Source organism: Streptomyces sp. NPDC001902 (genome assembly GCF_042891295.1).
In the GTDB taxonomy this organism is placed as follows: Bacteria; Actinomycetota; Actinomycetes; order Streptomycetales; family Streptomycetaceae; genus Actinacidiphila.
Map to the genome: position 1 here is coordinate 167,110 of NZ_JBIATA010000017.1, position 24,284 is coordinate 191,393.

At 71.7% G+C, this 24,284-nt stretch carries 21 protein-coding genes and 2 rRNA genes; 10 read left to right on the forward strand and 13 right to left on the reverse strand.

Going from position 1 to position 24,284, the window contains the following annotated elements; genetic code table 11:
- Positions 1-216: 216 nt before the first annotated feature.
- Complete coding sequence (locus tag ACFYYN_RS26305) at positions 217-783, forward strand: DJ-1/PfpI family protein (RefSeq protein ID WP_499512138.1); 567 nt, start codon at positions 217-219, stop codon at positions 781-783.
- Positions 784-875: 92 nt separating this feature from the next.
- Here ACFYYN_RS26305 and ACFYYN_RS26310 read toward each other — a convergent pair whose 3' ends face one another.
- Together ACFYYN_RS26310 and ACFYYN_RS26315 are read right to left on the reverse strand one after the other, a co-directional pair.
- Positions 876-1,529, reverse strand: coding sequence for an HAD family hydrolase (locus tag ACFYYN_RS26310; RefSeq protein WP_499512139.1), 654 nt, complete (start codon positions 1,527-1,529; stop codon positions 876-878).
- A gap of 81 nt (positions 1,530-1,610) precedes the next feature.
- A complete protein-coding gene (locus ACFYYN_RS26315) occupies positions 1,611-2,117 on the reverse strand; it encodes a DUF6912 family protein (RefSeq protein ID WP_499512140.1) in 507 nt (168 codons plus the stop codon).
- Between the two features lie 156 nt (positions 2,118-2,273).
- Between ACFYYN_RS26315 and ACFYYN_RS26320 the strand changes: the two genes are divergently transcribed.
- On the forward strand, positions 2,274-2,687 hold the full coding sequence (locus ACFYYN_RS26320) for an Rv3235 family protein (protein WP_500547735.1): 414 nt from the start codon (positions 2,274-2,276) through the stop codon (positions 2,685-2,687).
- A 65-nt stretch (positions 2,688-2,752) separates the two neighbouring features.
- Here the strand turns inward: ACFYYN_RS26320 and secA are convergent, their stop codons facing one another.
- On the reverse strand, positions 2,753-5,545 hold the full coding sequence (secA, locus tag ACFYYN_RS26325) for a preprotein translocase subunit SecA (RefSeq protein ID WP_500330115.1): 2,793 nt from the start codon (positions 5,543-5,545) through the stop codon (positions 2,753-2,755).
- A 207-nt stretch (positions 5,546-5,752) separates the two neighbouring features.
- Here secA and ACFYYN_RS26330 point away from each other — a divergent pair, with 207 nt between their 5' ends.
- A complete protein-coding gene (locus ACFYYN_RS26330; protein ID WP_500547736.1) occupies positions 5,753-6,343 on the forward strand; it encodes a GNAT family N-acetyltransferase in 591 nt (196 codons plus the stop codon).
- A 91-nt stretch (positions 6,344-6,434) separates the two neighbouring features.
- Positions 6,435-7,598 (forward strand): winged helix-turn-helix domain-containing protein, encoded by a 1,164-nt coding sequence (locus tag ACFYYN_RS26335; protein WP_500547737.1) that lies wholly within the window; start codon positions 6,435-6,437, stop codon positions 7,596-7,598.
- Positions 7,599-7,608: 10 nt separating this feature from the next.
- Here the strand turns inward: ACFYYN_RS26335 and ACFYYN_RS26340 are convergent, their stop codons facing one another.
- The 7 genes from ACFYYN_RS26340 to mtnA all read right to left on the reverse strand — a co-directional run bounded on the left by ACFYYN_RS26340 (position 7,609) and on the right by mtnA (position 16,314).
- On the reverse strand, positions 7,609-8,361 hold the full coding sequence (locus ACFYYN_RS26340) for a transcriptional regulator (RefSeq protein ID WP_499512145.1): 753 nt from the start codon (positions 8,359-8,361) through the stop codon (positions 7,609-7,611).
- Positions 8,362-8,533: 172 nt separating this feature from the next.
- Positions 8,534-9,217, reverse strand: a complete 684-nt coding sequence (gene hpf, locus ACFYYN_RS26345; RefSeq protein WP_500330120.1) for a ribosome hibernation-promoting factor, HPF/YfiA family — start codon at positions 9,215-9,217, stop codon at positions 8,534-8,536.
- Positions 9,218-9,684: 467 nt separating this feature from the next.
- Positions 9,685-10,479 carry a ComF family protein gene (locus ACFYYN_RS26350; RefSeq protein WP_500547738.1) on the reverse strand — a complete coding sequence of 265 codons (795 nt, stop codon included), beginning with the start codon at positions 10,477-10,479 and terminating at the stop codon, positions 9,685-9,687.
- Between the two features lie 214 nt (positions 10,480-10,693).
- Positions 10,694-12,520, reverse strand: a complete 1,827-nt coding sequence (locus ACFYYN_RS26355) for an LpqB family beta-propeller domain-containing protein (RefSeq protein ID WP_500547739.1) — start codon at positions 12,518-12,520, stop codon at positions 10,694-10,696.
- The gene (gene mtrB, locus ACFYYN_RS26360; protein ID WP_500547753.1) at positions 12,520-14,463 is read right to left on the reverse strand and encodes an MtrAB system histidine kinase MtrB; all 1,944 of its coding nucleotides are present in this window, start codon (positions 14,461-14,463) and stop codon (positions 12,520-12,522) included. Before mtrB ends, ACFYYN_RS26355 begins: the two co-directional genes overlap by 1 nt.
- Positions 14,464-14,491: 28 nt before the next feature.
- Positions 14,492-15,181, reverse strand: a complete 690-nt coding sequence (mtrA, locus tag ACFYYN_RS26365) for a two-component system response regulator MtrA (RefSeq protein WP_078620260.1) — start codon at positions 15,179-15,181, stop codon at positions 14,492-14,494.
- Positions 15,178-16,314, reverse strand: a complete 1,137-nt coding sequence (gene mtnA, locus ACFYYN_RS26370) for an S-methyl-5-thioribose-1-phosphate isomerase (RefSeq protein ID WP_500547740.1) — start codon at positions 16,312-16,314, stop codon at positions 15,178-15,180. The genes mtrA and mtnA overlap by 4 nt, the downstream gene beginning before the upstream one ends.
- Positions 16,315-16,457: 143 nt before the next feature.
- Here mtnA and ACFYYN_RS26375 point away from each other — a divergent pair, with 143 nt between their 5' ends.
- From ACFYYN_RS26375 to ACFYYN_RS26400, 6 genes are all read left to right on the forward strand, one after another.
- Positions 16,458-17,711: a proline-rich domain-containing protein gene (locus ACFYYN_RS26375; RefSeq protein WP_500330126.1), complete on the forward strand. Its 1,254-nt coding sequence runs from the start codon at positions 16,458-16,460 to the stop codon at positions 17,709-17,711.
- Positions 17,711-18,373, forward strand: coding sequence for a DUF4129 domain-containing protein (locus ACFYYN_RS26380; protein WP_500547741.1), 663 nt, complete (start codon positions 17,711-17,713; stop codon positions 18,371-18,373). Before ACFYYN_RS26375 ends, ACFYYN_RS26380 begins: the two co-directional genes overlap by 1 nt.
- Entirely contained in the window at positions 18,370-19,596 is a 1,227-nt protein-coding gene (locus ACFYYN_RS26385) for a DUF4350 domain-containing protein (protein ID WP_500547742.1), read from the forward strand. The genes ACFYYN_RS26380 and ACFYYN_RS26385 overlap by 4 nt, the downstream gene beginning before the upstream one ends.
- A complete protein-coding gene (locus ACFYYN_RS26390) occupies positions 19,593-20,561 on the forward strand; it encodes an AAA family ATPase (protein ID WP_500547743.1) in 969 nt (322 codons plus the stop codon). The genes ACFYYN_RS26385 and ACFYYN_RS26390 overlap by 4 nt, the downstream gene beginning before the upstream one ends.
- A gap of 18 nt (positions 20,562-20,579) precedes the next feature.
- Complete coding sequence (locus tag ACFYYN_RS26395) at positions 20,580-21,890, forward strand: DUF58 domain-containing protein (protein ID WP_500547744.1); 1,311 nt, start codon at positions 20,580-20,582, stop codon at positions 21,888-21,890.
- Positions 21,891-22,064: 174 nt separating this feature from the next.
- Complete coding sequence (locus ACFYYN_RS26400; RefSeq protein ID WP_500547745.1) at positions 22,065-22,400, forward strand: lysine transporter LysE; 336 nt, start codon at positions 22,065-22,067, stop codon at positions 22,398-22,400.
- Positions 22,401-22,435: 35 nt separating this feature from the next.
- Here ACFYYN_RS26400 and ACFYYN_RS26405 read toward each other — a convergent pair whose 3' ends face one another.
- From ACFYYN_RS26405 to ACFYYN_RS26415, 3 genes are all read right to left on the reverse strand, one after another.
- The gene (locus ACFYYN_RS26405) at positions 22,436-23,647 is read right to left on the reverse strand and encodes an IS110 family RNA-guided transposase (RefSeq protein WP_500547746.1); all 1,212 of its coding nucleotides are present in this window, start codon (positions 23,645-23,647) and stop codon (positions 22,436-22,438) included.
- Positions 23,648-24,005: 358 nt separating this feature from the next.
- A 5S ribosomal RNA gene (gene rrf, locus ACFYYN_RS26410) occupies positions 24,006-24,122 on the reverse strand.
- Between the two features lie 65 nt (positions 24,123-24,187).
- Positions 24,188-24,284, reverse strand: a 23S ribosomal RNA gene (locus ACFYYN_RS26415); the annotation flags it as partial.

A 24,284-nucleotide genomic window follows, 5' to 3' on the forward strand; every position in this document is an offset into this window, starting at 1 on the left:
TCTTTGTGTACAAAACCACGAACCAATCTTTGACGAACTGGACAGTCCGGCCGGGCGGGTGCAGGTTGAGGAGGGGAACGTCGCGGAGACGTATCGAGACGTTCACACGACGGCGCGCCGGACGGCAGCACGAGACCACGGGGCGGGACGGCAGCACGCAGCGGACGGACAGCAGAGCAGACGGACAGCAGACGGCGAGAGGCGGGACACCCAGCCATGGCCACCAAGATCCTGATCGTGACCGGCGACGCGGCGGAATCGCTGGAAGTCATGTACCCGTACCAACGGCTCCTCGAGGAGGGGTACGAGGTGCACATCGCGGCCCCCAGCCGCAAGAAGCTCAGGTTCGTCGTCCACGACTTCGAGGAGGGCTTCGACACCTACACCGAGAAGCCCGGGTACACCTGGCCGGCCGACCTGTCCTTCGCGGACGTCGACCCCGGCGCGTACGCGGCCGTGGTCGTCCCCGGCGGACGCGCCCCGGAGTACCTGCGCAACGACCCGGAGCTGCGCAAGGTCCTCAAGGCCTTCTTCGACGCCGACAAGCCCGTCGCACAGATCTGCCACGGCCCCCTGCTGACGGCCGCCGTCGGCGCCCTCAGCGGGCGCCGCGTCACCGCCTACCCGGCGCTGGAGATGGACATGGAGGCGGCCGGGGCGAGCTTCCAGGACTCCGAGGCCGTCGTCGACGGCGTCGTGGTCTCCTCGCGCGCCTGGCCGGACCACCCGGCGTGGATGCGCGAGTTCCTCACGGTGCTGCGCTCCAAGGCGCCGGTGACCTGACGGACGGCCGCCCGGGTCCCGGCGGGGATCCGGGCGCGGGCCGGGGCTGGGCTGGGCTGGGGCTCAGTGAAGGCGCAGGCGCCGGCTCAGGCTCAGGCGACGAGCGCCTCGGCGGTCTCCACCGCCTGCTCCAGGCTGTCCACGACGGGCACCCCCGCGGTCTCCAGGCTGGCCCGGCTGTGCGAGCCGCCCGTGTAGAGCACCGCCATGGCCCCGACGTGCTTGGCGGCCACCGCGTCGTCGACGGCGTCGCCGATCACCACGATGCGGTCCGCCGCTATGCCCTCCATCGCGGCGACGTGCCGCGCCATCTGCTCGGACTTGCCGCTGTGGCTGCCCTCGGTACGGCCGTCCACCCGGAGGAAGTGGTGCTCGATGCCGTGCGTGCGCAGGATCGGTATCAGCTGATCGTGGGGCGCCAGGGAGCACAGCGACTGCGTCAGCCCCTCGTAGCGGCGCCGCGCCAGGATCTCCGCCGCCCCCTCGGCGAGGCCGCACGTACCGGCGAGGGTCCAGTAGTGGCGATGGAAGATGTCGTCCATCACCTCCCACTCCTCGTCGGTGGGCAGCCGGCCCATGAGCCGTTCGTAGAACAGGGGGACCGGCACGCAGTACAGCTCGCGGTAACGCTCCAGCGTGATCCGCGGCAGCCCGATCTCGGCGAAGGAGGCGTTGGTCGCCTCGATCACCGCGTCGATGTCATGGAGCAGCGTGCCGTTCCAGTCCCACACGAGATGCGCGTTCACACCCGAAACCGTACCCAGACCCCATGTCCTCAAGGCAAGTGCCCAGGTCAAATCCACTCGCGGCGTATTCGTTCGGTCACCTCACGCAATGAGCGAGGGGATCTCCTGGGTGGCGTACCAGAGCAGTTCGTGGTCCTCGGCGCCGTCGACGGTGAAGCGGGCGTCGTCGTCGCCCGCGTCGGCCGCGCCGAGGGCGTCGGCGGCCGCCGTGACGTCCTGCTCGGCCTCGTCGGCGTCGGCGTGGACGGCGGCAGCCCTGGCCATCGGCACGGGCGCGGCCAGGCGCACCGCGCCCAGCGCGGAGGGGTCCAGGCCGCGGTCGGGGTCGAAGGAGACGGCGCCGTCGGCGACGTCCACCGCGACCACGACGCGCCGCCTGGGCGCGTCCGGGGTGGCCGCCAGCTGCCGCAGGGAGGCCTGGGCGGCGCGGGTGAGCGCGGCGTACTCCAGTTCCTCGATGTCGTCGGAGACGTACCACTCGCGCAGGCTCGGGGTGACGGCGAAGGCGTCCAGCGGGGCAGGGCCCAGCTCACCCGCCTTGTGCGCCTCGGCCAGGCCTGGGAGGGTCGTGGGGATGTAGACGCGCATGGCGTCAGCATACGGGCGCACCACCCCTGATAGGTGAATCCCGCACCGCCCCCCGGACATCGCGGGCCCGGCTTCCCGCAGCGGCGCCCGGCCCCGTACAACCCGGTTACCAGTCGGTAGACCACGGGGGTCCACACCATGCCTGTCTTCACACCCATGCCCGCGTCCACGTCCGCACCCACACGGCACGTCACCGCCCTGCCACCGCACGTCTGGTTCGCCGGACGGCTGCTGGAGGTCCTCACCGGACGGCGGCCCATCACCAGCCTCGCCGGACGGATGGAGCCCGAGGCCTACGACCGGCTCTGGGACCTCGTGGGCGCCCGCGCCGACTGGCGCTACGTCTCCCGGGGCCACCTGCCGCGGCTGCTGGGGCCGCCGCGCGTCTGCCCCGTCCCGGACGGGACGGCCGTCGAGGCCAGCGCCGTCGTCCTGCTCACCCCGCACGTCGTGCGGGCCCTCGCCTTCCGCCTGGAGCGCGCCGGCCGCGAGGGCCCGGCACGCGCCGGAGGCGGCACCGGCACCGTCACGGGCACCGGATGGCGCTGCGGCCCCGTCGAGGCGCAGTGACCCGCGCCGGGGCAAAGGCCCGGGGCCGGACCCCCGCAGGAATCCGGCCCCGGAACGCGCGGACGCTACTTCTTGCGGCGCCGGCCGCCCTTGGCCGCGCGGCGGCGCTCCGCCCGCGTCATGCCGTCCGACTCCGGGCCCGCGTCGCTCTCGAAGTCGCCCTCGACGACACCGCCCTCGCCGTCCACCGTGGGAGCGGAGAAGTGCAGCCGGTCGGCCCGCTTCGGGGCCTCCAGGCCCTTGGCCCGGATCTCCGGACGGGCGTCCTGCTTGACCAGCGTCGGAGCCGCGTCCTGCGGGGCACCGGCCTCCACCGGCACCTCCTCGACCTGCTGCTCGACCTGGACCTCCAGGTTGAACAGGTAGCCGACGGACTCCTCCTTGATGCCGTCCATCATGGCCTTGAACATGTCGTAGCCCTCGCGCTGGTACTCCACCAGCGGGTCGCGCTGCGCCATCGCCCGCAGGCCGATGCCCTCCTGCAGGTAGTCCATCTCGTACAGGTGCTCGCGCCACTTGCGGTCCAGCACCGACAGCACCACGCGCCGCTCCAGCTCGCGCATGATCTCCGAGCCGAGCTGCTGCTCACGCGCGTCGTACTGCTCGTGGATGTCGTCCTTGGCCATCTCCGCGATGAAGTCCGCGGTGATGCCCGCCCGGTCGCCCGCCGCGTCCTCCAAGTCCTCCACCGTCACCGTGACCGGGTAGAGCTGCTTGAAGGCGCCCCACAGCCGGTCCAGGTCCCAGTCCTCGGCGAAGCCCTCGGCCGTCTCGATCGCGATGTAGTCGTCGATCGTGTCGTCCATGAAGTGACGCACCTGCTCGTGCAGGTCCTCGCCCTCCAGGACGCGGCGGCGCTCGCCGTAGATGACCTCGCGCTGCCGGTTGAGCACCTCGTCGTACTTCAGGACGTTCTTGCGGATCTCGAAGTTCTGCTGCTCGACCTGCGACTGGGCGGAGGCGATGGCGCGCGTCACCATCTTGTTCTCGATCGGCACGTCGTCGGGCACGTTGGCCATCGCCATCACGCGCTCCACCATCTGCGCCTTGAACAGGCGCATCAGGTCGTCACCGAGGGAGAGGTAGAAGCGGGACTCGCCCGGGTCGCCCTGACGGCCGGAGCGGCCGCGCAGCTGGTTGTCGATGCGCCGCGACTCGTGGCGCTCGGTGCCCAGCACGTACAGGCCGCCGAGCTCCTTGACCTCCTCGAACTCGGTCCTGACCGCCGCCTCGGCACGCTCCAGCGCCTCCGGCAGGGCCGCCGCCCACTCCTCGACGTGCTCCACCGGGTCCAGGCCGCGCTGCCGCAGCTCCGCCTCGGCCAGGTCGTCCGGGTTGCCGCCGAGCTTGATGTCCGTACCACGGCCGGCCATGTTGGTGGCCACCGTGACGGCGCCCTTGCGGCCGGCCTGCGCGACGATCGACGCCTCACGCTCGTGCTGCTTGGCGTTGAGCACCTCGTGCGGCACGCCGCGCTTGTTCAGCTGCTGCGACAGGTACTCGGACTTCTCGACCGAGGTGGTGCCGACCAGGACCGGCTGGCCCTTCTCGTGCTTCTCGACGATGTCGTCGACGACCGCCGCGAACTTCGCCTCCTCGGTGCGGTAGATCAGGTCCGCCCGGTCCTTGCGCTGCAGGTTGCGGTTGGTCGGGATCGGGACCACGCCGAGCTTGTAGATCTGGTGGAACTCCGCGGCCTCGGTCATCGCCGTACCGGTCATGCCCGAGAGCTTGGAGTACAGGCGGAAGAAGTTCTGGAGGGTGATCGTGGCGAGCGTCTGGTTCTCGTCCTTGATGTCCACTCCCTCCTTCGCCTCGATGGCCTGGTGCATGCCCTCGTTGTAGCGGCGGCCGGCCAGGATGCGGCCGGTGTGCTCGTCGACGATCATGACTTCGCCGTCCATGACGACGTAGTCCTTGTCCTTCTTGTAGAGCTCCTTGGCCTTGATGGCGTTGTTCAGGTAGCCCACCAGCGGGGTGTTCACCGACTCGTAGAGGTTGTCGATGCCCAGCCAGTCCTCGACCTTGGACACACCGGACTCGTGGATGGCGACGGTGCGCTTCTTCTCGTCGAAGTCGTAGTCACCGGTCTCCGCCTTGCCCATGGCGCCGGCCTCGCCCGGCTTCAGGCGGGTCACCAGCCTGGCGAAGTCCGAGTACCACTTCGTGGCCTGGTCCGCCGGGCCGGAGATGATCAGCGGCGTACGGGCCTCGTCGATCAGGATCGAGTCCACCTCGTCCACGATCGCGAAGTTGTGACCGCGCTGGACCAGTTCCTCCTGCGACCACGCCATGTTGTCGCGCAGGTAGTCGAAGCCGAACTCGTTGTTGGTGCCGTAGGTGATGTCACAGGCGTACTGCTCGCGGCGCTGCGCCGGGGTCATGTTCGCGAGGATGCAACCCACCTGCAGGCCCAGGAAGCGGTGCACCCGGCCCATCCACTCCGAGTCGCGCTCGGCGAGGTAGTCGTTGGTGGTGATCAGGTGCACGCCCTTGCCGGACAGCGCGTTCAGGTAGGCGGGCAGCGTGCCGACCAGGGTCTTGCCCTCGCCGGTGCGCATCTCGGCGACGTGGCCGAAGTGCAGCGCCGCACCACCCATGAGCTGGACGTCGTAGTGCCGCTGACCCAGGACGCGCTTGGCGGCCTCGCGGACGGTGGCGAACGCCTCGGGGAGCAGGTCGTCCAGGCTCTCGCCGTCGGCGTAGCGCTCCCTGTACTCGTCCGTGAGGGCCCTCAGCTCGGCGTCCGTCAGATTGACGAAGTCCTCTTCAATGGAATTGACCTGGTCCGCGATGCGGTGCAGCTTGCGCAGGATCTTGCCTTCGCCTGCACGCAGGATCTTGTTGAGGACGGACACGTAGGCTGGCTCCTTGCCGGTCGGGCCTGGCACGGTTTCGCGCGCTGGCACAGCAGGTCACACCCCGCTGCAACGGCCATCGTAAGCGAGGACACCAGCGGGCCGGGAGGTCCGTCACCAAGCCGGGCGGTTCTCCCCGCCGACCGCCGTCCCGATCCGGTCTTTTCCGGTCGAGACCGCACCCCTGCCTCGGGGATACTCCGACGCATGGAGCCGATAACCCTCACCACCGACCGTCTCGTCCTGCGCCCCTTCGGACCGGACGACGCCGAGGCCGTCCGCGTCGCCTGCCAGGACCCGGAGATCCCGCGCTGGACCCCGGTGCCGTCCCCGTACACCCAGGAGCACGCGCAGGAGTTCGTCACCCGGACCTGCCCCGACGGCTGGCGCGACGACACCGTCTACAACTTCGCCGTCACCACGCGCGACGAGGGACGCCTGGTGGGAGCCATGGGGCTGGTGCGGCTGGCCCAGCTCAACAGCGCGGAACGGCAGGCCGAACTCGGCTACTGGACCGCCAAGGAACAGCGCGGCCGGGGCCTCACCGCCGAAGCCGCCCGCGCCGTCGCCCGCTGGGCCTTCGCGGAGCTCGGCGTGGAGCGCCTGGAGTGGTACGCCGAGGCGGGCAACGCCGGCTCCCGCGCGGTCGCCCTCAAGACGGGCTTCCGGATGGAGGGCACCATGCGCGCCAAGATCGTCCACCAGGGCACCCGGCGGGACGCGTGGATCGGCTCCCTGCTCCCCTCCGACCTCGGCCTGAGCGGCGGGGCCGCCTACCTCCCGCACCAGGGCGGGTGACCGCGGCGGCGGGCCGGGCCGCGGGCCCCCGGGACGGGCCCCGCGGCCAGGCCCGGACCCGATTGTCAGTGGCGCCTCCTAGGGTGGGCCCATGACGACGCCCGTGGCCCTCTCCGCCGACGACGCCCGCCGGACCGCCCTGCGCGCCCAGGGCTTCCTCGGCGCCCCCGACCGCCGCGGCGGCGTCCGCGGCGTCCTGCGGCGGCTGGGCGCGGTGCAGCTCGACACCATCTCCGTGCTCGCCCGCTCCCACGAGCTCATCCCGTACGCCCGCCTCGGCGCCGTCGGCCGCACCGCGGTCGAGGCCGCGTACTGGACCGAGAACCACGCCTTCGAGTACTGGTCGCACGCCGCCTGCATCCTCCCCGTCGAGGAATGGCCGCACTTCGCCTTCCGCCGCCGCGCCCGGCGGGCCCGCGGCCACCGCTGGCACGTGCTGCAGGACGCCGACCGCTCCACCGCCGCCGTCCTGGACCGGCTCAAGGTCGACGGCCCGCTGACCTCGACCGAACTCGGCGGCGCCAAGAACGGCGGCCCCTGGTGGGACTGGTCGGAGACGAAGATCGCGGTGGAGTGGCTGCTCGACACCGGCGAGGTCGTCTGCACCCAGCGGCGCGGCTGGAAACGCGTCTACGACCTCGCCGAGCGGGCGGTTCCCGACGCCCTCCTCCACGACGACATCGACGACGCCGAATGCCTGCGCCGCCTGGTCGCCCAGGCCGGCGCCGCGCTGGGCGTCGCCACCCGGGCCGACCTCGCCGACTACCACCGGCTCAAGGCCGAACAGGTCGACTCGGTCATCGCCGACACCGGGCTCGTCCCCGTCCAGGTCGAAGGCTGGGGCGGCAAGCCCGCCTGGGCCGACCCCACCGCCCTCGCCGAAGCCTCCCGCGGCGGCCGGCACCGCACGACCCTGCTCTCCCCCTTCGACTCCCTGATCTGGGACCGGCCCCGCACCGAGCGCATCTTCGGCTTCACCCACCGCCTGGAGGCGTACGTCCCCAAGCCCCAGCGCATACACGGCTACTTCGCGATGCCGCTGCTGGCCGGCGGCCGGCTGGTCGGCCGCGCCGACCCGGCCCGCGAGGGAAGCACCCTGATCGCCCGTCAGGTCTCGCTGGAGTCCGCGCGCGCCGTCGAGCCCATGGCGCAGGCACTGCGCGAGGCCGCCACATGGGTCGGCTGCGACAGCGTCCGCGTCGAACGGCTCGACGACCCCAAGCTCGCCGCGGCCCTGGCCGAAGCCCTCTCCTGACCGGGCGGACTCAGCGGATCTCGAGGATCTTCTCCCGCATCGCGTACACCACCGCTTCCATCCGCGAGTGCAACTGCAGCTTCTCCAGGATGTTCCGCACGTGGTTCTTCACCGTGTTCTCGCTGATGAAGAGCTCCTTGGCGATGTCCCGGTTGTTCATGCCGGTGGCGACCAGCTTCAGCACCTCCAGCTCACGGTCCGTCAGCCGCGGGGCGGGCACGAGCCGGCGCTCGTCCGTGCGCTGGATCATCGACTTGAACTCGGTGAGCAGCTTCGACGCCATCGACGGACTGATCTGCGACTGCCCGTCCGCCACCGCGCGGATCGCGGTGGCCACCTCGTCGGTGGAGATCTCCTTGAGGAGGTAACCGGTCGCCCCGGCCTTGATGGCCTCGTAGAGGTCCGCCTCCTCGTCGCTCATCGTCAGCATGATGATCTTCGCGCTGGGAGCCACCTCCTTGATGGAGGTGCACGCCTCGATACCCCCCCGCCTCGGCATCCGCACGTCCATCAGCACGATGTCCGGCAGCAGGTCGGCGGCCTTCTCCGTCGCCTCCGCGCCGTCCCCCGCCTCGCCGACGACCTGGATGTCCTCCTCCTGCGCGAGCACGATCTCCAGCCCCCGGCGGAACAAGGCGTGGTCGTCCACCACGAGCACCCTGATCGGCTCCTTGCGCGGCGCACCGGCGACGCCCGCCTCCCCCGCGGCGCCCGGACCGGGCTCCGCGCCAACGGCCGGCGCGGGCTCGAAGCTGTCCGCCATCGGTTCCTCCCCCTCGGGCCGGCGCCCGTGGTAGTCGCACTGTCCGTGCCAGGCCAACCGGGCGCTGCGGCCCGTACATTGGCTGCCCGGCCATGATTCCATGCCCGAGCACGGCAGCGCCCCCAGGCGATGGTCGTTTTCCCGCCCGGGAGCGCCGCCCCTGACCCCTAGTTCACCGGCTGAGCGCTCCGCCCGCGCCGGCCGGCGCATCCTCGACGGAAGGGTCCGCCTTGAGGTGGATGACGCCGTAGTCGTAGCCGTGCCGCCGGTAGACGACACTCGGTTGTTCCGTGTCGGAGTCGATGAACAGGTAGAAGTCGTGCCCGATCAGTTCCATCTCGTAGAGGGCCTGGTCGAGCGTCATCGGTGCTGCCGCGTGCGTCTTCTCGCGAACCACCAGGGGTCCTTCACCCTGGACCTCGAGACAGCCGCCGATCTTGGTGGTGGGCACGCCTGTGGACGTCTCCCCGCCGGTCGGCGTGCCGTTGAACTCGGTCATGGCCAGTCCGGCCGTCGCCTCCGCCACGCTCATGGGCGTACGGCTGCCGCCGCGGTGCACCCGGCGCTTGTCGGCCGCCTTGCGCAGCCGCGCCTCAAGCTTGTTCGCCGCGACGTCGAGCGCCGCGTAGGGATCGGTCGCGGCGGCCTCGGCCCGGATCACCGGGCCACGGGTGCGCAGCGTGATCTCCACCCGGTCGGAACGGTCTGCCTGCCGGGGGTTCGGTTCCTTGGACACCTCGACCTCGAGGCTCATCACCTTGCCGTCGAGCTTCTGGATCTTCTCCAGCTTCTCGTTCACGTGCTTCCGGAACCGGTCGGGCACCTCGGTCTTGCGGCCCTTGACGACGATGTCCACGCAGAACTCCGTTCCCGGATCGCCTCGGTCTCACGGGACGATCCCTTGCGCTGAGGCCGGCGGGCACCAGGTCCCGCCCGGCGTCGACGTTCGTTGCCGCTCCGCGCGCTCGGAGGCTCCCGGGCTGCGAAGCCGCGACTCTCACCTCCTCCTCCCCCGCGAGACGGATATTCACCCACTGAACTATGGGTGAACCACATCCCGCGGTCCGTGAAACGGCGGCCCACAGCGGGCGCCGCCGCCCCTCACCACCGAACATAGACCCGCGGACCCGGGGTCGGCACCCCCAGAAGCGCTATACCTCCCTTCGGGTGAAATGCCCCTTGTGCGACCTGCGAGATCCGCTCTGACCTTCGGATTCCGCTTCCCGTTCGGCCACCTGTTCGGCCGCCCGGCCGGCCGTCTGCCCGGCCCGCGGCAGGGGTCCCGCCCGCCCCGGCTTTCCGCGTCGGGACCGCCCGGGCCGCCTAACCTGCCCCGCCGCCCGGATCACCCGCAGCGCCCGCAGCGCCCGCCGGGTGGCGTAGCGGCGCCGGGCCGCCGACCACGGCCGCGGCCAGGACCCGGCCCCCGGCGTCCTCGACCGCCTGGGCCGCGGAGGCGAGCGAGGCGCCCGTGGTCATCAGGTCGTCCACGAGCACCACGGGCGCGGTCCCCAGGAGGCGGCCGGCACCGCGCACGGCCGTCAGGGCGCCGGAGAGGTTCGCGGGCCGGTCGCGGGCGCCGAGGCCCGACTGGTCGGCCACCGCACGCCGCTGCCGCAGCACCGCGGCCACCCGGACGGACAGCCCGTCGCGCCGCAGCTCCGCGGCGGCGGCGAGGGCGACGCGGCGGGTCGCGTCATGGCCGCGGACCGCGACGGCTCGGCGGGAGGAGGGGACGGGGACGAGGAGGAGCGGGGGGAGTGCGGGGGTGAGGGCGAGGGCGCCTTCCGGGTGCCGCGTCTCAGGGGCCCCTCCCCCACCCCCTCCCCGCACCGCGGCGTAGACCGCACCTGCCAGGGCCTCGCCCAGCGGGCGGGCCAGCCCCAGCGCGCCGCGCTCCTTGTGCGCCAGCAGCACCGCGCGCGGCTGGTCGGCGTAGACGGTCGCCGCCCACACGGCGGGCAGCCCATCGGGCGGCGCGTCCGGCCAGACCTGCCGGGCCCCTGGCTCGTGCAGCGCTGCGCCGCACTCGTCGCACAGCACGGTCCGCGGGGTCCCGCACCCCGCGCACTCGGCCGGCAGCAGCAGCCCCGAGATCTCCCGCCACCACGACCGCATCCCACGTGCCCCCCACAGGCTCCGCCGTCCCCCGCGCCCCTGCCGCCCCCGTGCTGCCCGTGCTCCCCGCATGAGTCAACGATCCCGGGAAAGGGCGATGTCCACCAGGTCCGTCCCCAGCCTGTGGATAACTTCCGCCGCCGCACGATCACCGTGCGATCACCACTCGACGCGGACGCCCGAAGAGGGCGCCCGAAGAGGGCGCCCCGGCCGGTCAGCCCGGGTAGACGGGCGAGCTGGCCTTGGGCGCGACTTCCTTCCAGTTGGAGTCGGGCTGCAGCCGGAAGACCCCGCCGTCGAGCTCCGCGAGCAGCGGCTTGTCCTGGCGCTCCGAGGCCGCGACCGACGTCACGCCGCTGATGCCCGGCAGGCTCGGCGTGGACGCGCCCGAGCCGTCCGCGTCCACGTACTGGATCTGCGGCACTCCCCCGGCCTCGCGTCCCACGACGACCACCCGGCTGACCCCGGCCCAGGACGCCGCCTTGACGTCCTCGAGCTGCGGCGCGACGCTGCGCAGCTCCGCCACCGTGATCCGCGGGTCGTCGGCGGTCCCGGTGCGCTCGATCCGTCCGAGCCGCAGTGTGGTGTGGCCGCCGTCACGGACCAGCAGGGCGATGCGCACGCCGTCGGCCGCGACCCGTAGCGATTCGATGCGCCCGTCGCCGAGTTCCGGCACGGCGACGGGCACGGGGGTGCCGGCGCCGTCGCGCAGCATCAGCAGTTGCGGCTGCTTCGGGTTGCGGTCGGCGATCCAGAGGTCGCCGTAGCCGTCCCAGCTGGGCGTGGTGAGGCGGTTCTTCGGGTCGGTGGCCTGGCTGCGCAGGACGACGGGGCCGAGCTGGGCGTCGGCGCTCAGCCCGGTCACGTAGAGGCTCGCACCGTCCTCGCTGAGGGCGGCGGCGTACTGCTCGTCGCGCCGCACGGCGGCGGAGCCCATCTTGAACGGGCCGGTGCCGAGGGGGCCCGCCACCGCGGTGGGCTGGGTGTCCGCGCCGCTGAGGCTGACGAGGTGGTGGTCCGCGTCGATGAAGTACTGCTCCCGGCTCTCCCCCACGAGCTTGCCCGGTGCGTACGCTCCGGCGTCGTCGCGCCGGAGCGAGCACAGGCCGCGGCCGTCCGGGCCCTGGAGTTCGACCGAGGGCACGGGTGTGGAGGACATGCCCTGGACGGTCTCGATCAGCTGGGCGGCCATCCGTTCGCACCGGGCACCGTCGCCGCCGGGGGACCGGTTGAGCGTCACCGTCACGCGCTGGGAGTCCTCGATCTCGACCTTGGTGGCCCGGATGCCCGTGGGGAACGCCGAGACGACGACCGGTTCCAGCCAGTCGGTGGGTCCGGCGAGCAGGGCGTTGACGGTGGTGCTGAGCGCGTTGATGCGCTTGCGCAGGTAGATCGGGTCGGCGACGAGGGCGTTCCGGCCAGCGGCGGCCTCCTCGGGGCCCGGCCCGGGGGAGGCGAAGTAGAAGGTGTCGACGGAGCGGTAGAAGCGCTGGAAGTCGGCCTCGCTGAGCACCAGGCCGTCACCGACGCCGGCGATGCGCCATTCGCCCTTCTCCTTGGTCAGGCGTATGCCGGTGCTGAAGGAGCCGGCCTCGGCGCGGTAGGCGTGCCGTCCGTCGACGGTGGCGACCCTGTCGCCGGTGAGGGTGATCTGGGTGCTGCCGCCGTCCTTGCCGTCGGCTATCGCGCCGGGTTCCTGCACCTGGGAGGGTCCGCCGGCGAGGATGGTGATCCCGGACTCGGGTTTCCAGCGCTTGGCCTGGTCCTTGGTCATGTAGAGCTTGGCGGTGGCGTAGTCGGCCTCGTCGCTCGTGGTGGCCTCGAGGAAGCCGTTGACGATGTCGCGGGGGTTCTCGCCGCCTTGCGGTTTGACGCCGAAGACCCGGACCTGGGCGTCGGTGTCGGCGTGCTTCTCGCCGCCGCCGACCTTGTGCACCTCACCGCTGCTTGGCATGGAGGCGCAGCCCGTGAGCAGCACCAGTCCGCACAGGAGCACGCCCGCAGCGGCCGGCCTCGGAAGGCCGCCCCCCTTCGCACGCATCAGTCCTCGTCCTCCCGCACCTGGTCTGCTGTCGTGGGGTGGGTGACCGTCCCGCTGCCCGCACGGTGCCCGACGACCCGTGCGCCGTTGCCGGGCAGGGCCGCGGGGTCGGCGGCCGGGGGACGTGGTGGGCTGAGCGGCATCGAAGGGATGGCGGGCGCGGCGAAGCGCGGTGCCGGGAAGCCGTGGTGTGCGGAGGCCGGGGACGCGGCGGCGTCCAGCGCGGTGGCACCTGCGGGCATGCCGCGGTGGGAGAGCGCGGAGGCGAGGTCGCGGTTGCGGCGGGAGTCCTCGGGTTCGAGGGCGATCGGTGATCCGCGCAGGCTGTCGGCGCCGGTACGGGGCAGGGTCAGCCGGAACTGGGAGCCGCCGCCGGGCTCGCCCCAGGCCTGGAGCCAGCCGCCGTGCAGGCGGGCGTCCTCCAGGGCGATGGACAGGCCGAGGCCGGTGCCGCCGGTGGTGCGGGCGCGGGCGGGGTCGGCGCGCCAGAAGCGGTTGAAGACGCGGGTGGCCTCGCCGGGCTTGAGGCCGACGCCGTAGTCGCGCACGGCGACGGCGACGGCGCCTCCGGCGGAGGCCATGCGGACGTGGACGTCCTGGCCCTCGCCGTGTTCGACGGCGTTGACGACGAGGTTGCGCAGGACGCGTTCGACGCGGCGGGCGTCGGCCTCGACGGTGACGGGCTGCTCGTCCCCGTGGACGACGATGCGGCTGCCCTTGCGCTCGGCGAGCGGTTCGGCGCCGTCCACGACGCGCCGCACGACGTCGCGCAGGTCGACGGGTTCGGCCTCCAGGGCGGCGGCGCCGGCGTCGAAGCGGCTGATCTCCAGGAGGTCGGAGAGCATCGACTCGAAGCGGTCGAGCTGGTTCTGCAGCAGCTCGGCGGAGCGTGCGGTGGCGGGGTCGAAGTCCTCGCGTGCCTCGTGGATGACGTCGGCGGCCATGCGGACGGTGGTCAGCGGGGTGCGCAGCTCGTGGGAGACGTCCGAGACGAAGCGGCGCTGCATCCGGGACAGGTCTTCCAACTGCTGGATCTTGACCTGGAGGGTCTGCGCCATCTTGTTGAAGGATTCTCCCAGGCGGGCGATGTCGTCCTCGCCGGTGACCTTCATGCGTTCCTGGAGGTGTCCGGCGGCGAGCCGCTCGGAGATCCGGGCGGCCATGCGGACGGGCGTCACGACCTGCCGTACGACGAGCCAGGCGATGGCGCCGAGCAGCACGACGACGAAGATCCCGGCGGTGGCCAGGGTGCCCTTGACCAGGCCGAGGGTCTTCTCCTCCTGGTCGAAGGGGAAGAGGTAGTACAGCTGGAAGGGGTTGCCGTTGGGGTCGCTGAGGCGCTGACCGACGATGAGGGCGGGCTCGCCGTCGGGCTCGCTGTCGCTCTTCATCGAGATGTAGCGCTCGAAGACGTCGGACCGCTCGTCGAGGGCCTGACGCAGGTCCGCGGGCACGCTCTCCTCGGGCCAGACGCCGCCGGAGCCGCGGGGTGCGTGGGTGCCGGGGCTGTCCGCCTTGGCGCTGTAGGTGTCCGAGCTGAGGGCGACGACGGAGTAGACGCCCTGGCCGCTGCTTGCGAGTCCGTCGACGAGGTCGTTGAGCCAGGTCGCGGTGTCGGGGCTGTGCTGGCTGTCGGTTCCGGCGCCGCCGGTGTCGGGGGCGCTGCGGGCCGTCTCCTTGGCGACGGCGAAGCCGCCGACGGCCTGGCTCTGGGCGGTCTGCCGCTTGGCGTCGAGCAGTCCGTTCTTGACCTGCCCGATGACGACGACGCCAAGGAGCAGGACGACGCCGAGGGACATCAGCAGGGTGGTGGCGACCACGCGCAGCTGGATGTTACGGCGCCAGAGCCGGGCGGCGGGCTGGAGGGGCCGCCGGGCCCAGCGCACGAACGAGCGGAGCACCGGCAGCAGACCCGTCAGGGGGTCCGCGTGCCGGCTCTCCATCCGCTCACGCTCGTACGCGGTGGCCACGTCAGCCCGGTCCGGCCTTGTAGCCGACGCCGCGGACGGTCACCACGATCTCGGGGCGCTCGGGGTCCCGCTCGACCTTGGAGCGCAGCCGCTGGACGTGCACGTTGACCAGGCGGGTGTCGGCGGCGTGCCGGTAGCCCCAGACCTGCTCGAGCAGCACTTCGCGGGTGAAGACCTGCCAGGGCTTGCGGGCGAGCGCGACCAGCAGGTCGAACTCGAGAGGGGTCAGCGCGATGGGCTGGCCGTCCCGCTTGACCGAGTGGCCGGCCACGTCGATGACCAGGTCACCGATGGTGAGCTGCTCCGGCGTGGGCTCTTCGGCCCTGCGCAGCCGGGCCCGCACGCGGGCGACGAGCTCCTTGGGCTTGAACGGCTTGATGACGTAGTCGTCGGCCCCGGACTCCAGGCCCACGACGACGTCGACCGTGTCGCTCTTCGCGGTGAGCATGACGATGGGGACCCCGGACTCGGCCCGGATCTGGCGGCATACGTCGATGCCGTCCCGTCCGGGGAGCATGAGGTCGAGGAGGACCAGATCAGGCTTGGTCTCACGGAATGCGGCGAGGGCCTTGTCACCGTCGGCCACGAACGACGGCTCAAAACCTTCTCCGCGCAGCACGATGCCAAGCATCTCTGCCAGTGCGGTGTCGTCGTCGACGACCAGGACGCGTCCCTTCATAGCGACCATCATCCCATTACCTGATCGTGACCTGGAGCACGAGACGGGCACAAAGCTGCCAGGGCATCGGGGGTGACCGGCGAAACCACGCCGTTTTCGGTGACTATTGCCGTTATCAGACCTGCGGGTGTGATGTCGAACGCAGGGTTGTACGCCTGGGTACCGAGGGGTGCCACCGGGTTTCCGGCCGATTCGGTCACCTCGTGCCCGGGGCGCTGCTCGATCTCGATGGACGGGCCGTCGGCGGTGCCCTGGTCGACGGTGGTGGTGGGGGCGACGACGATGAAGGGCACGTTGTGGTACCGGGCGAGCACGGCGAGTGGGTAGCTGCCGACCTTGTTGGCGACGGAGCCGTCCGCGGCGATGCGGTCGGCGCCGATGAGGACGGCGTGCACGTTGCCGGCGGCGAAGAGTGAGCCTGCGGCGTTGTCGGTGAGCAGGGTGTACGCCATGCCGGAGCGGGCGGCCTCGTAGGCGGTGAGGCGGGCGCCCTGGAGCAGGGGGCGGGTCTCGTCGACCCACAGGCGGCGCAGCTGGCCCTGGCGGTGGGCGGCGAGTGCGACGGCGAACGCGGTGCCCTCGCCGCCGGAGACGAGGGCGCCGGTGTTGCAGTGGGTGAGGATCTGGTAGCCGCCGCCGGGAAGGAGCTCGGCGAGCAGCTGGAGGCCGTGGCGGGCCATGGCGGCGCTGGCCTCCTTGTCCTCGGCGTGCAGGCTGCGGGCCTCGGCCAGGGCCGCCGCGGCGGCGCGTTCGGGGTCGCCTCCGGCGGTGCCGGTGAGGGCGGCCCGGTAGGCGGCCAGGGCCCGCCGGACGCCGTAGGCAAGGTTGACGGCGGTGGGCCGGGCGTGGGCGAGGGATTCGGCGGCCTCGTCCACGTCGTAGCCGCGGACGGCGGCGAGGGCGATGCCGTACGCGCCGGCTATGCCGAGCAGCGGGGCGCCGCGCACGGCGAGGCTGCGGATGGCCTCGACCAGGGCGGGGACGTCGGTGCAGACCAGCTCCACTTCCTCGGCGGGCAGCCGGGTCTGGTCGAGGAGGACGACGACGGGGCCTTCCGGCGGCTCCTCCCAGCGCAGCGCCGGGAGGGGCTCGTCAGGGTTGCCCTTGGAATCATTGGCCAGAGATACCACGTACTGATCACCCATCTGCTCAGTCTGCCGTGAACGGCAGCACGTTTTGAACGGTTGCGGCACTCCGCATCCGCAGGTACAAGCCCGCTTCGCCCATGGCACGATGGCCACCGTCCCGCCGTTGGACGAGTAGGTAGCGCAGTAGCGAAGGAGCGACGATGAACGACTCTCCGGGCTGGGCCTCGCCCGGATCCTCCCCCTCCGGCGAACCGGGCCGCACCGACGGCCCCGGTGCGCCGCAGGACGCTGCGCCGCAGAACTGGTCCGAGCAGCAGCCGCCCGCGGGCCAGTGGAAGACCGCAGGCGGCTGGGGCGCCCCGCCTCCGCCCAGCGGCCCGGTGTGGGGCAGCCCCGCGCCCTCCGGCTGGCAGCAGCCGCACTGGGGTGCCCCGCCGTCCCCCAAGCCCGGTGTCATCCCGCTGCGTCCGCTGGGCGTCGGCGAGATCCTCGATGGCGCGGTCTCCACGATGCGCGCGCACTGGCGCACCGTGCTCACCATCTCCTTCGCGGTTTCGCTGCTGACCCAGGGCGCCATGCTGCTGCTCCAGGGGTTCATGCTCGACGACAGCGAGACGCTCAACTCCCTGGAAGGCCGTACCGACCCCTCGTTCAGCGACGTCATGAACGCCGTCGGCGGCACGCTGGCCGCCGGGGGGCTCGCCCTGGTCATCACCCTCCTCGGAACGGTGATCGCCACGGCGATGCTCACCATGGTCGTCAGCCGGGCCGTCCTCGGCCGCGAGGTGACCCTGGCCGAGGCGTGGTCCGATGCCCGCCGCCAGCTGCCGCGCCTGTTCGGGCTGACGCTGCTGCTCACCCTGATCGGCGCCGGGATCATGGCCGTCGGCATCGTCCCCGGGATCCTCGTCGCGGCCGGCGGCGCCACGGGCGCTGGTGTCGGCCTGGCCCTCCTCGGCGGCGTGGTCGCCCTCGGCGTGATCGTCTGGCTGATGATCCGCTTCAGCCTCTCCTCACCCGCCCTCATGCTGGAGAAGCAGGGTGTCCTGAAGTCCATGGCCCGGTCGGCCAAGCTGGTCCGCGGGTCGTGGTGGCGCATTCTGGGCATCCAGTTGCTCACCATGATCCTCGTCTACATCGTCTCGTCGATCATCCAGATTCCCTTCGTGCTGGCGGGCATCTTCACCGGAAGCGACGGCTTGTCGTCCTTCGCGTCGGGCGACCAGGCGAACCTCGGCTGGACCTACCTGATCGTCATCGGGATCGGCGCCGTCATCGGATCCACCATCACCTTCCCCATCAACGCCGGCGTTACCGCCCTGCTCTACATGGATCAGCGGATCCGTCGCGAGGCCCTCGACATCGAACTGGCCCGTGCCGCGGGCGTCCCCGGCTACGCCGACGCCCTCGGCGGGAGCGGCGCACCCGGCAACAGCTCAGCCACCGGGGGCTGATGCCGGTGTCGGGGGAGGACGTACCGGTCACCATTCCCCGCGGCCCCGCCCGAGAGGCCGCCGAGGACGAGCTGTCCAAGGGCATCTACCACCGTGACGACCCGAGCCTGTTCGAACGCGCCCTGAACTGGCTCTGGGAGAAGGTCTCCCACCTGATGGAAGCCGCCTCCGGGGTCACCCCCGGAGGCACCGTCGGCGTGGTGGCGATCATCGTCGTGGTCGTGCTGCTGGTCGTCGCCCTGCGCCTGCGGCTCGGCAGGCTGCGCGCACAACCCACCACCGGCACCGGGCTGTTCGCCGACGCCCCCCGGACCGCGGCCGAGCACCGGGCCGCCGCCGAGGAACACGCGCACCACGGCCGGTGGAGCGAGGCCGTCCAGGAACGGATGCGCGCGATCGTGCGCTCCCTGGAGGAACGGGCCCTGCTCGACCCGCGCCCCGGCCGGACCGCGGACGAGGCCGCCGCCGAGGCGGGCCGCCCCCTCCCCGGCCACGCCGCCCGCCTCGCGGACGCCGCCCGCACCTTCGACGACGTCACCTACGGGGACCGCCCGGGCACCCCTGTCGCCTACGCGGCCCTGCGCGAACTCGATACCGAAGTACAGAGCACCAAGCCCCGGTTGGCCGACAGCGGCGCGGCCGCCGGAGGTTCCCGCCCGTGACCGACACCCTGTCTCCGCCCCCGGCAGCCACCCCTGCCACCACGTCGGCCTCCCCGACCGCGGGCCAGCTGTGGACGCGCTCGCGCACCCTGCTCGTGACGTTCCTCGTCCTGATCGTCTTCGGCGTCCTGTACGCCGCCGCGCGCTCCGGTGAGAACCATGACGCACTCGACCCCCGTTCTCCCGACCCGTCCGGCAGCCGGGCCGTCGCTCAACTCCTCCACGACCAAGGTGTGACCACCACGGTCGTCACCACCACCGACGAGGCCCTGGCCGCCGCCGGACCGGACACCACCGTCCTCGTCACCGTGCCCGACCTGTTGACGAAGCGTCAGCAGGACGCGGTACATGGCGCGATGGAGCGCGCGGGCGGCCGTGTCGTCCTCCTCTCCCCCAGCGAGCCCTCCATCGGACGGCTCGCCCCGGGCGTCCGCTACACGGGGCCCGTCCCCGTCCACGTCCTCGAGCCCGGGTGCGACCTGGCCGCCGCCCGTACCGCCGGCTCCGCCGAAATGGGCAGCAGCGGGTATGCGACGTCCTCGCGGGACGCCGACCACTGCTACCCCGATGCCCGGGGCGACTTCACCCTGCTGCGGCTGCCCGCGGCCAACGGCGGCGACACCGTCGTCCTCGGCACCCACACCCTCCTGCAGAACGAGAACCTTGCCGAGCAGGGCAACGCCTCGCTCGCCATGCAGATCCTCGGCGCGCACCCGAAGCTCGTCTGGTACCTCCCCTCGCTCACCGACGCCTCCGCCTTCGGAGGCGGACAGCAAAGCTTCCTCGACCTCATCCCCAACGGCTGGAACTGGGCAGTCCTGCAGTTGTTCATCGCCGCCGCCTTCGCGGCCCTCTGGCGCGCCCGCCGCCTCGGCCCCGTCGTCGCCGAGCGGCTGCCCGCCACCGTCCGCGCCGCGGAGACCACCGAGGGACGTGCCCGCCTCTACCGCCACGGCCGCGCCCGCGGCCGGGCCGCGGAGGTGCTGCGCACCGCCGCACGCGACCGGCTGGCCCCGCTGGTCGGCATCCCTCCGTCCCAGGCCCACGACCCGGCCGCCCTGGCCACCGCGGTGGCCGCCCGGCTCGACGACCCCTCCGTCGACCCGCACAGCCTGCTCCACGGTCCACCTCCCCCCGATGACGCGGCACTGCTGCGTCTCGCCGACGACCTCGACGCACTGGAACGCCGCGTCCTTCTCAACGAGAGGAAAGCAACCCCGTGAGCGCCGCCCCGACCGCCGACAGCGCCCGTGCCTCCCTGGAGGTCCTGCGCACCGAAATCGCCAAGGCCGTCGTCGGCCAGGACCCGGCCGTCACCGGCCTGGTCGTGGCCCTGCTCTGCCGGGGTCACGTCCTCCTGGAAGGCGTGCCCGGAGTCGCCAAGACCCTCCTCGTGCGCGCCCTGGCCGCTTCCCTCCAACTGGAGACCAAGCGGGTCCAGTTCACCCCCGACCTGATGCCCGGCGACATCACCGGCTCCCTCGTCTACGACGCCCGCACAGCCGAGTTCTCCTTCCAGGCAGGCCCTGTCTTCACCAACCTGCTGCTCGCCGACGAGATCAACCGCACCCCGCCCAAGACCCAGGCATCCCTCCTGGAGGCCATGGAGGAGCGCCAGGTCTCCGTCGACGGCATCCCCAGGCCGCTACCCGAACCGTTCCTCGTCGCCGCGACGCAGAACCCCGTCGAGTACGAGGGCACCTACCCGCTCCCCGAGGCCCAGCTGGACCGCTTCCTCCTGAAGTTGATCCTCCCGCTGCCGTCCCGCGAGACCGAGATCGACGTGCTCACCCGCCACGCCGACGGCTTCAACCCCCGGGACCTGGACTCCGCCGGTTTGCGGCCGGTCGCCGGCCCCGCCGACCTCGACGCCGCCCGGGCCGCCGTCGCCAAGACGTCGGTCTCCGCCGACATCACGGCCTACATCGTCGATATCTGCCGAGCCACCCGTGAATCCCCCTCTCTGACGCTCGGTGTCTCCCCCCGGGGAGCCACCGCCCTGCTCGCCACCGCCCGCGCCTGGGCCTGGCTCACCGGCCGCGACTACGTCATCCCCGACGACGTCAAGGCCCTCGCCCTCCCCACGCTCCGGCACCGCATCCAGCTGCGGCCCGAAGCCGAGATGGAAGGCACCACACCCGACTCGGTCATCACCTCGGTCCTCGCCCGCGTCCCCGTACCGCGCTGAGACGGGCGACGACCGACCATGGCACTCACCGGACGTACCGCCCTGCTGGCCGCCCTCGGCGCCCTCGCCGTCGGTCTGCTGCTCCCCGGCTGGAGCGGCATCCTGCTCGTCGAAGGCATCCTTCTGTTCGGAATTCTGTGCGACCTTGCGCTCGCCGCGCCAGTACGAAAGCTCCATTTCACCCGATCCGGTGAGACATCAGTTCGACTCGGTGAAACGGCGGAGGTCGTGCTCACCGTGACCAACCCCAGCCGGCGCCCGCTGCACGCCGACCTCCGCGACGCCTGGCCGCCCAGCAGCTGGTACCCGGGTACCGAGGTGGCCGCGTCGCGTCACCGGCTGACCATCCCGTCAGCCGAACGCCGCCGCGTCACCACCACCCTGCACCCCACCCGCCGCGGCGACCGGCACGCCGAACGCGTCACCGTCCGCTCCTACGGACCCCTCGGCCTGGCCGCCCGGCAGGGTTCCCACCGCGTCCCCTGGACGGTCCGGGTCCTCCCGCCCTTCCACAGCCGCAAACATCTGCCGTCGCGCCTGGCCCGCCTCCGAGAGCTCGACGGACGCACCTCCGTGCTCATCCGGGGCCAGGGCACCGAGTTCGACTCGCTCCGCGAGTACATCCCAGGCGACGACACCCGCTCCATCGACTGGCGGGCCACCGCACGCCGGGCCACCGTCGCCGTCCGCACCTGGCGCCCCGAACGCGACCGCCACATCCTCATCGTCCTCGACACCGGCCGCACAGCCGCCGGCCGCGTCGGCGACGCCCCTCGACTCGACGCCGCCATGGACGCCGCCCTGCTGCTCGCCGTCCTCGCGGGCCGTGCCGGCGACCGCGTCGACCTGCTGGCCTACGACCGCCGCGTACGTGCCTCCGTCCAGGGCCGTGCCGCCCGGGACATGCTCCCCGCCCTGGTCAACGCCATGGCACCGCTCGAGGCAGAACTCGTCGAGTCCGACGCCCGCGGTCTGGTCGCCACGGTCCTCCAACGAGCCACACAGCGCTCCCTCGTCGTGTTCCTCACCGGACTCGACGCCGCCCCGATGGAAGAGGGCCTGCTGCCCGTCCTTCCCCAGCTCACCCACCGCCACGAGGTCCTCATCGCCTCCGTGGCGGACCCCCGCATCGAAGAGATGGCGCAGGGCCGTCACAGCGTCGACGCCGTGTACGCGGCCGCGGCCGCCGAACAGGCACGAGCTGAACGCCGCCGCGTCGCCCAGCGCCTTTCCCGGCACAACATCACCGTCGTCGACGCCCCGCCCTCCGACATCGCCCCGGCGCTGGCGGACGCCTACCTCGCCCTCAAGGCCGCCGGCCGACTGTAGGAGACGAAGACGAAAGGCTCCGTAGGCAGGAGGGGGTGCCTCTATGTCCTTCGTCAAGGTGTGACCGTGTGCCGCAGTCGGCAACTCTTGAGCACCCCGGCAACCATTCCGGCTCGACGGGGGTCCTCCATACCGGGCCTCGCTCGGGGCCATCGACGCAAGGGGAGGAGCGACGTGGGGGTCCGCAGGGCAGCGAAAGGCGTCGGCGACTTCTTGGTCGAGACGGTGGGAGAAGCCGTCGCCGAGGTGATCCTCAGCCTGCTCGCATGTGCCCTGCTCGGCTGCCTGGCTCTGATCGCCTACCTGAGCTGGTCCCTCAGCCCACGTTTCACCATCGCGGGGGCCGGGCTGCTCAGCCTCTTCCTCGCCCACGGTGCCTGGCAGGCCTTCCGCACCCCCGCGAAGGGGCGCCGTCGGGGCCTCGCCGCCCTGACCGCTGCCGGTTTCACCGTGACCGCCATGACGGCCCTCTTCCTGCTGCTCTACGCCACAGGATGCGACTGCCTGTGAGGTCGTTTGGCTCAGTCACGCAGGACCGAGGCCGGTCATGCGGTAGCTGTTTCGGGGACGCGTGACTCGTAGAAGGTGCCGTCGCGGAGCATGGCGAACAGGACGCTGATCCGTTGGCGGGCGAGGCGAAGGAGGGCCTGGGTGTGGGTCTTGCCGCGGGCGCGTTGCTTGTCGTAGTAGGCGCGGGAGGCCGGGTCGGCGTTCATGCAGGCGAAGGCGGAGAGGAACATGGCGCGTTTGAGTTGCCGGTTTCCGCCTCTGGGCGCGTGTTCGCCGTGGATCGAGGTCCCCGACTGCTTCGTGGCGGGGGCGAGCCCGGCGTAAGAGGCGAGGTGGGCGGCGGTGGGGAAGCTGGTGCCGTCGCCGACGGTGACCAGCAGGACTGCGGCGGTCCTGACCGCGATCCCCGGCATTGAGGTCAGGACCTGGGAAAGAGGGTGGTCGTCCAGCAGGGTCTTGATCTGGGCCTCCAGGGCCCGGCGCTGCTCGTGGACGGCCGCGAGCGAGCGGGCCAGGGAGGGGATCACGACGTCCAGCGTGCCGGTCCCCGGGACCACGACGGTCTGCTCGTCCAGGGCGTCGAAGACGTCGTCGATCAACCGCTGGGCCATGCGTGGGGCCTTGGGCCGAATCACCTCGACGAGCCTGCGGCGGCCGGCTTTGCGCAGGGCGGCCGGGGATCCGTGGCGTTCCAGCAGCCAGGTGACTGCGGGGTGGTCCAGACGTGGCCCCAGGACCCGTTCGAGCGACGGGTGGAACTGGGTGAGCAGGCCGCGTATCCGGTTGCTGGTGCGGGTGGCCTCGGCCGCGAGGTCCTGGTCGAAGCCGGTCAGCACGGTGAGCTCGGCGGTGATCTCGTCGGTCAGCTCCAGCGAGCGCAGGGTGTGCGGCATGGTGCGGGCCGCGTCCGCGATCACGGCCGCGTCCTTGCCGTCGGTCTTTGCCTCGCCCGGGTAGAGGTCGGCGATCCGACGCATCGCCAGGCCGGGCAGGTAGGCGACCTCGCAGCCGGCGTCGCGGGCGACCGTGAGCGGGAGGGCCCCGATGGAAGCGGGCTGGTCCACGATCACCAGGACGGTGCCGAACTTCGCGGCCAGCTTGTCGAAGACGGCCCGTAGCTTCGGCTCGCTGTTGGGCAGCTGCTTGTCGAAGACCTTCTTCCCGGCCGGGGTCAGCCCGTGACCGTGATGGGCGGTCTTGCCGACGTCCAGGCCGAGGAACACGCCAACGTCGCCGGTGTCGAACACTGTGCTCTCCACTCCTTCGGTGCGGCTGGCCCGTCGGTGTCGTACTCGCGCATCCACGTTATGCAGACCTGCCGCCCGGAAACGGTCGGGCATTGCGCCCGGCCAGGCGGTGGTCGGACCTCTCATCAGCGTCTCCGACGGCACCCCTCGGGCCCGGTGACACCACCCCCCAGGTCATCCGTTCGACAGGGGGACACAGTCATGCCGGGCCCGGAGGCCAGCGGCCCCGTTGCGGAGCCGCGGAGAACATAACGGGGGCAGCTGCTCCCTCCTGCCTACGGCCGGCTCAGCCTATTGCGGGACAACGCAGAAAAGCCTCAGCCCCCGAGTCGAAACTCAGAGGCTGAGGCTAATAATTGTTCGGCGGCGTCCTACTCTCCCACAGGGTCCCCCCTGCAGTACCATCGGCGCTGAAAGGCTTAGCTTCCGGGTTCGGAATGTAACCGGGCGTTTCCCTAACGCTATAACCACCGAAACACTATGAAACTGTCGAACCAACGGTTCGTTGTTTCAGAACTACACAGTGGACGCGAGCAACCTATGGACAAGCCCTCGGCTTATTAGTACCGGTCAGCTCCACCCATTACTGGGCTTCCACATCCGGCCTATCAACCCAGTCGTCTACTGGGAGCCTTAA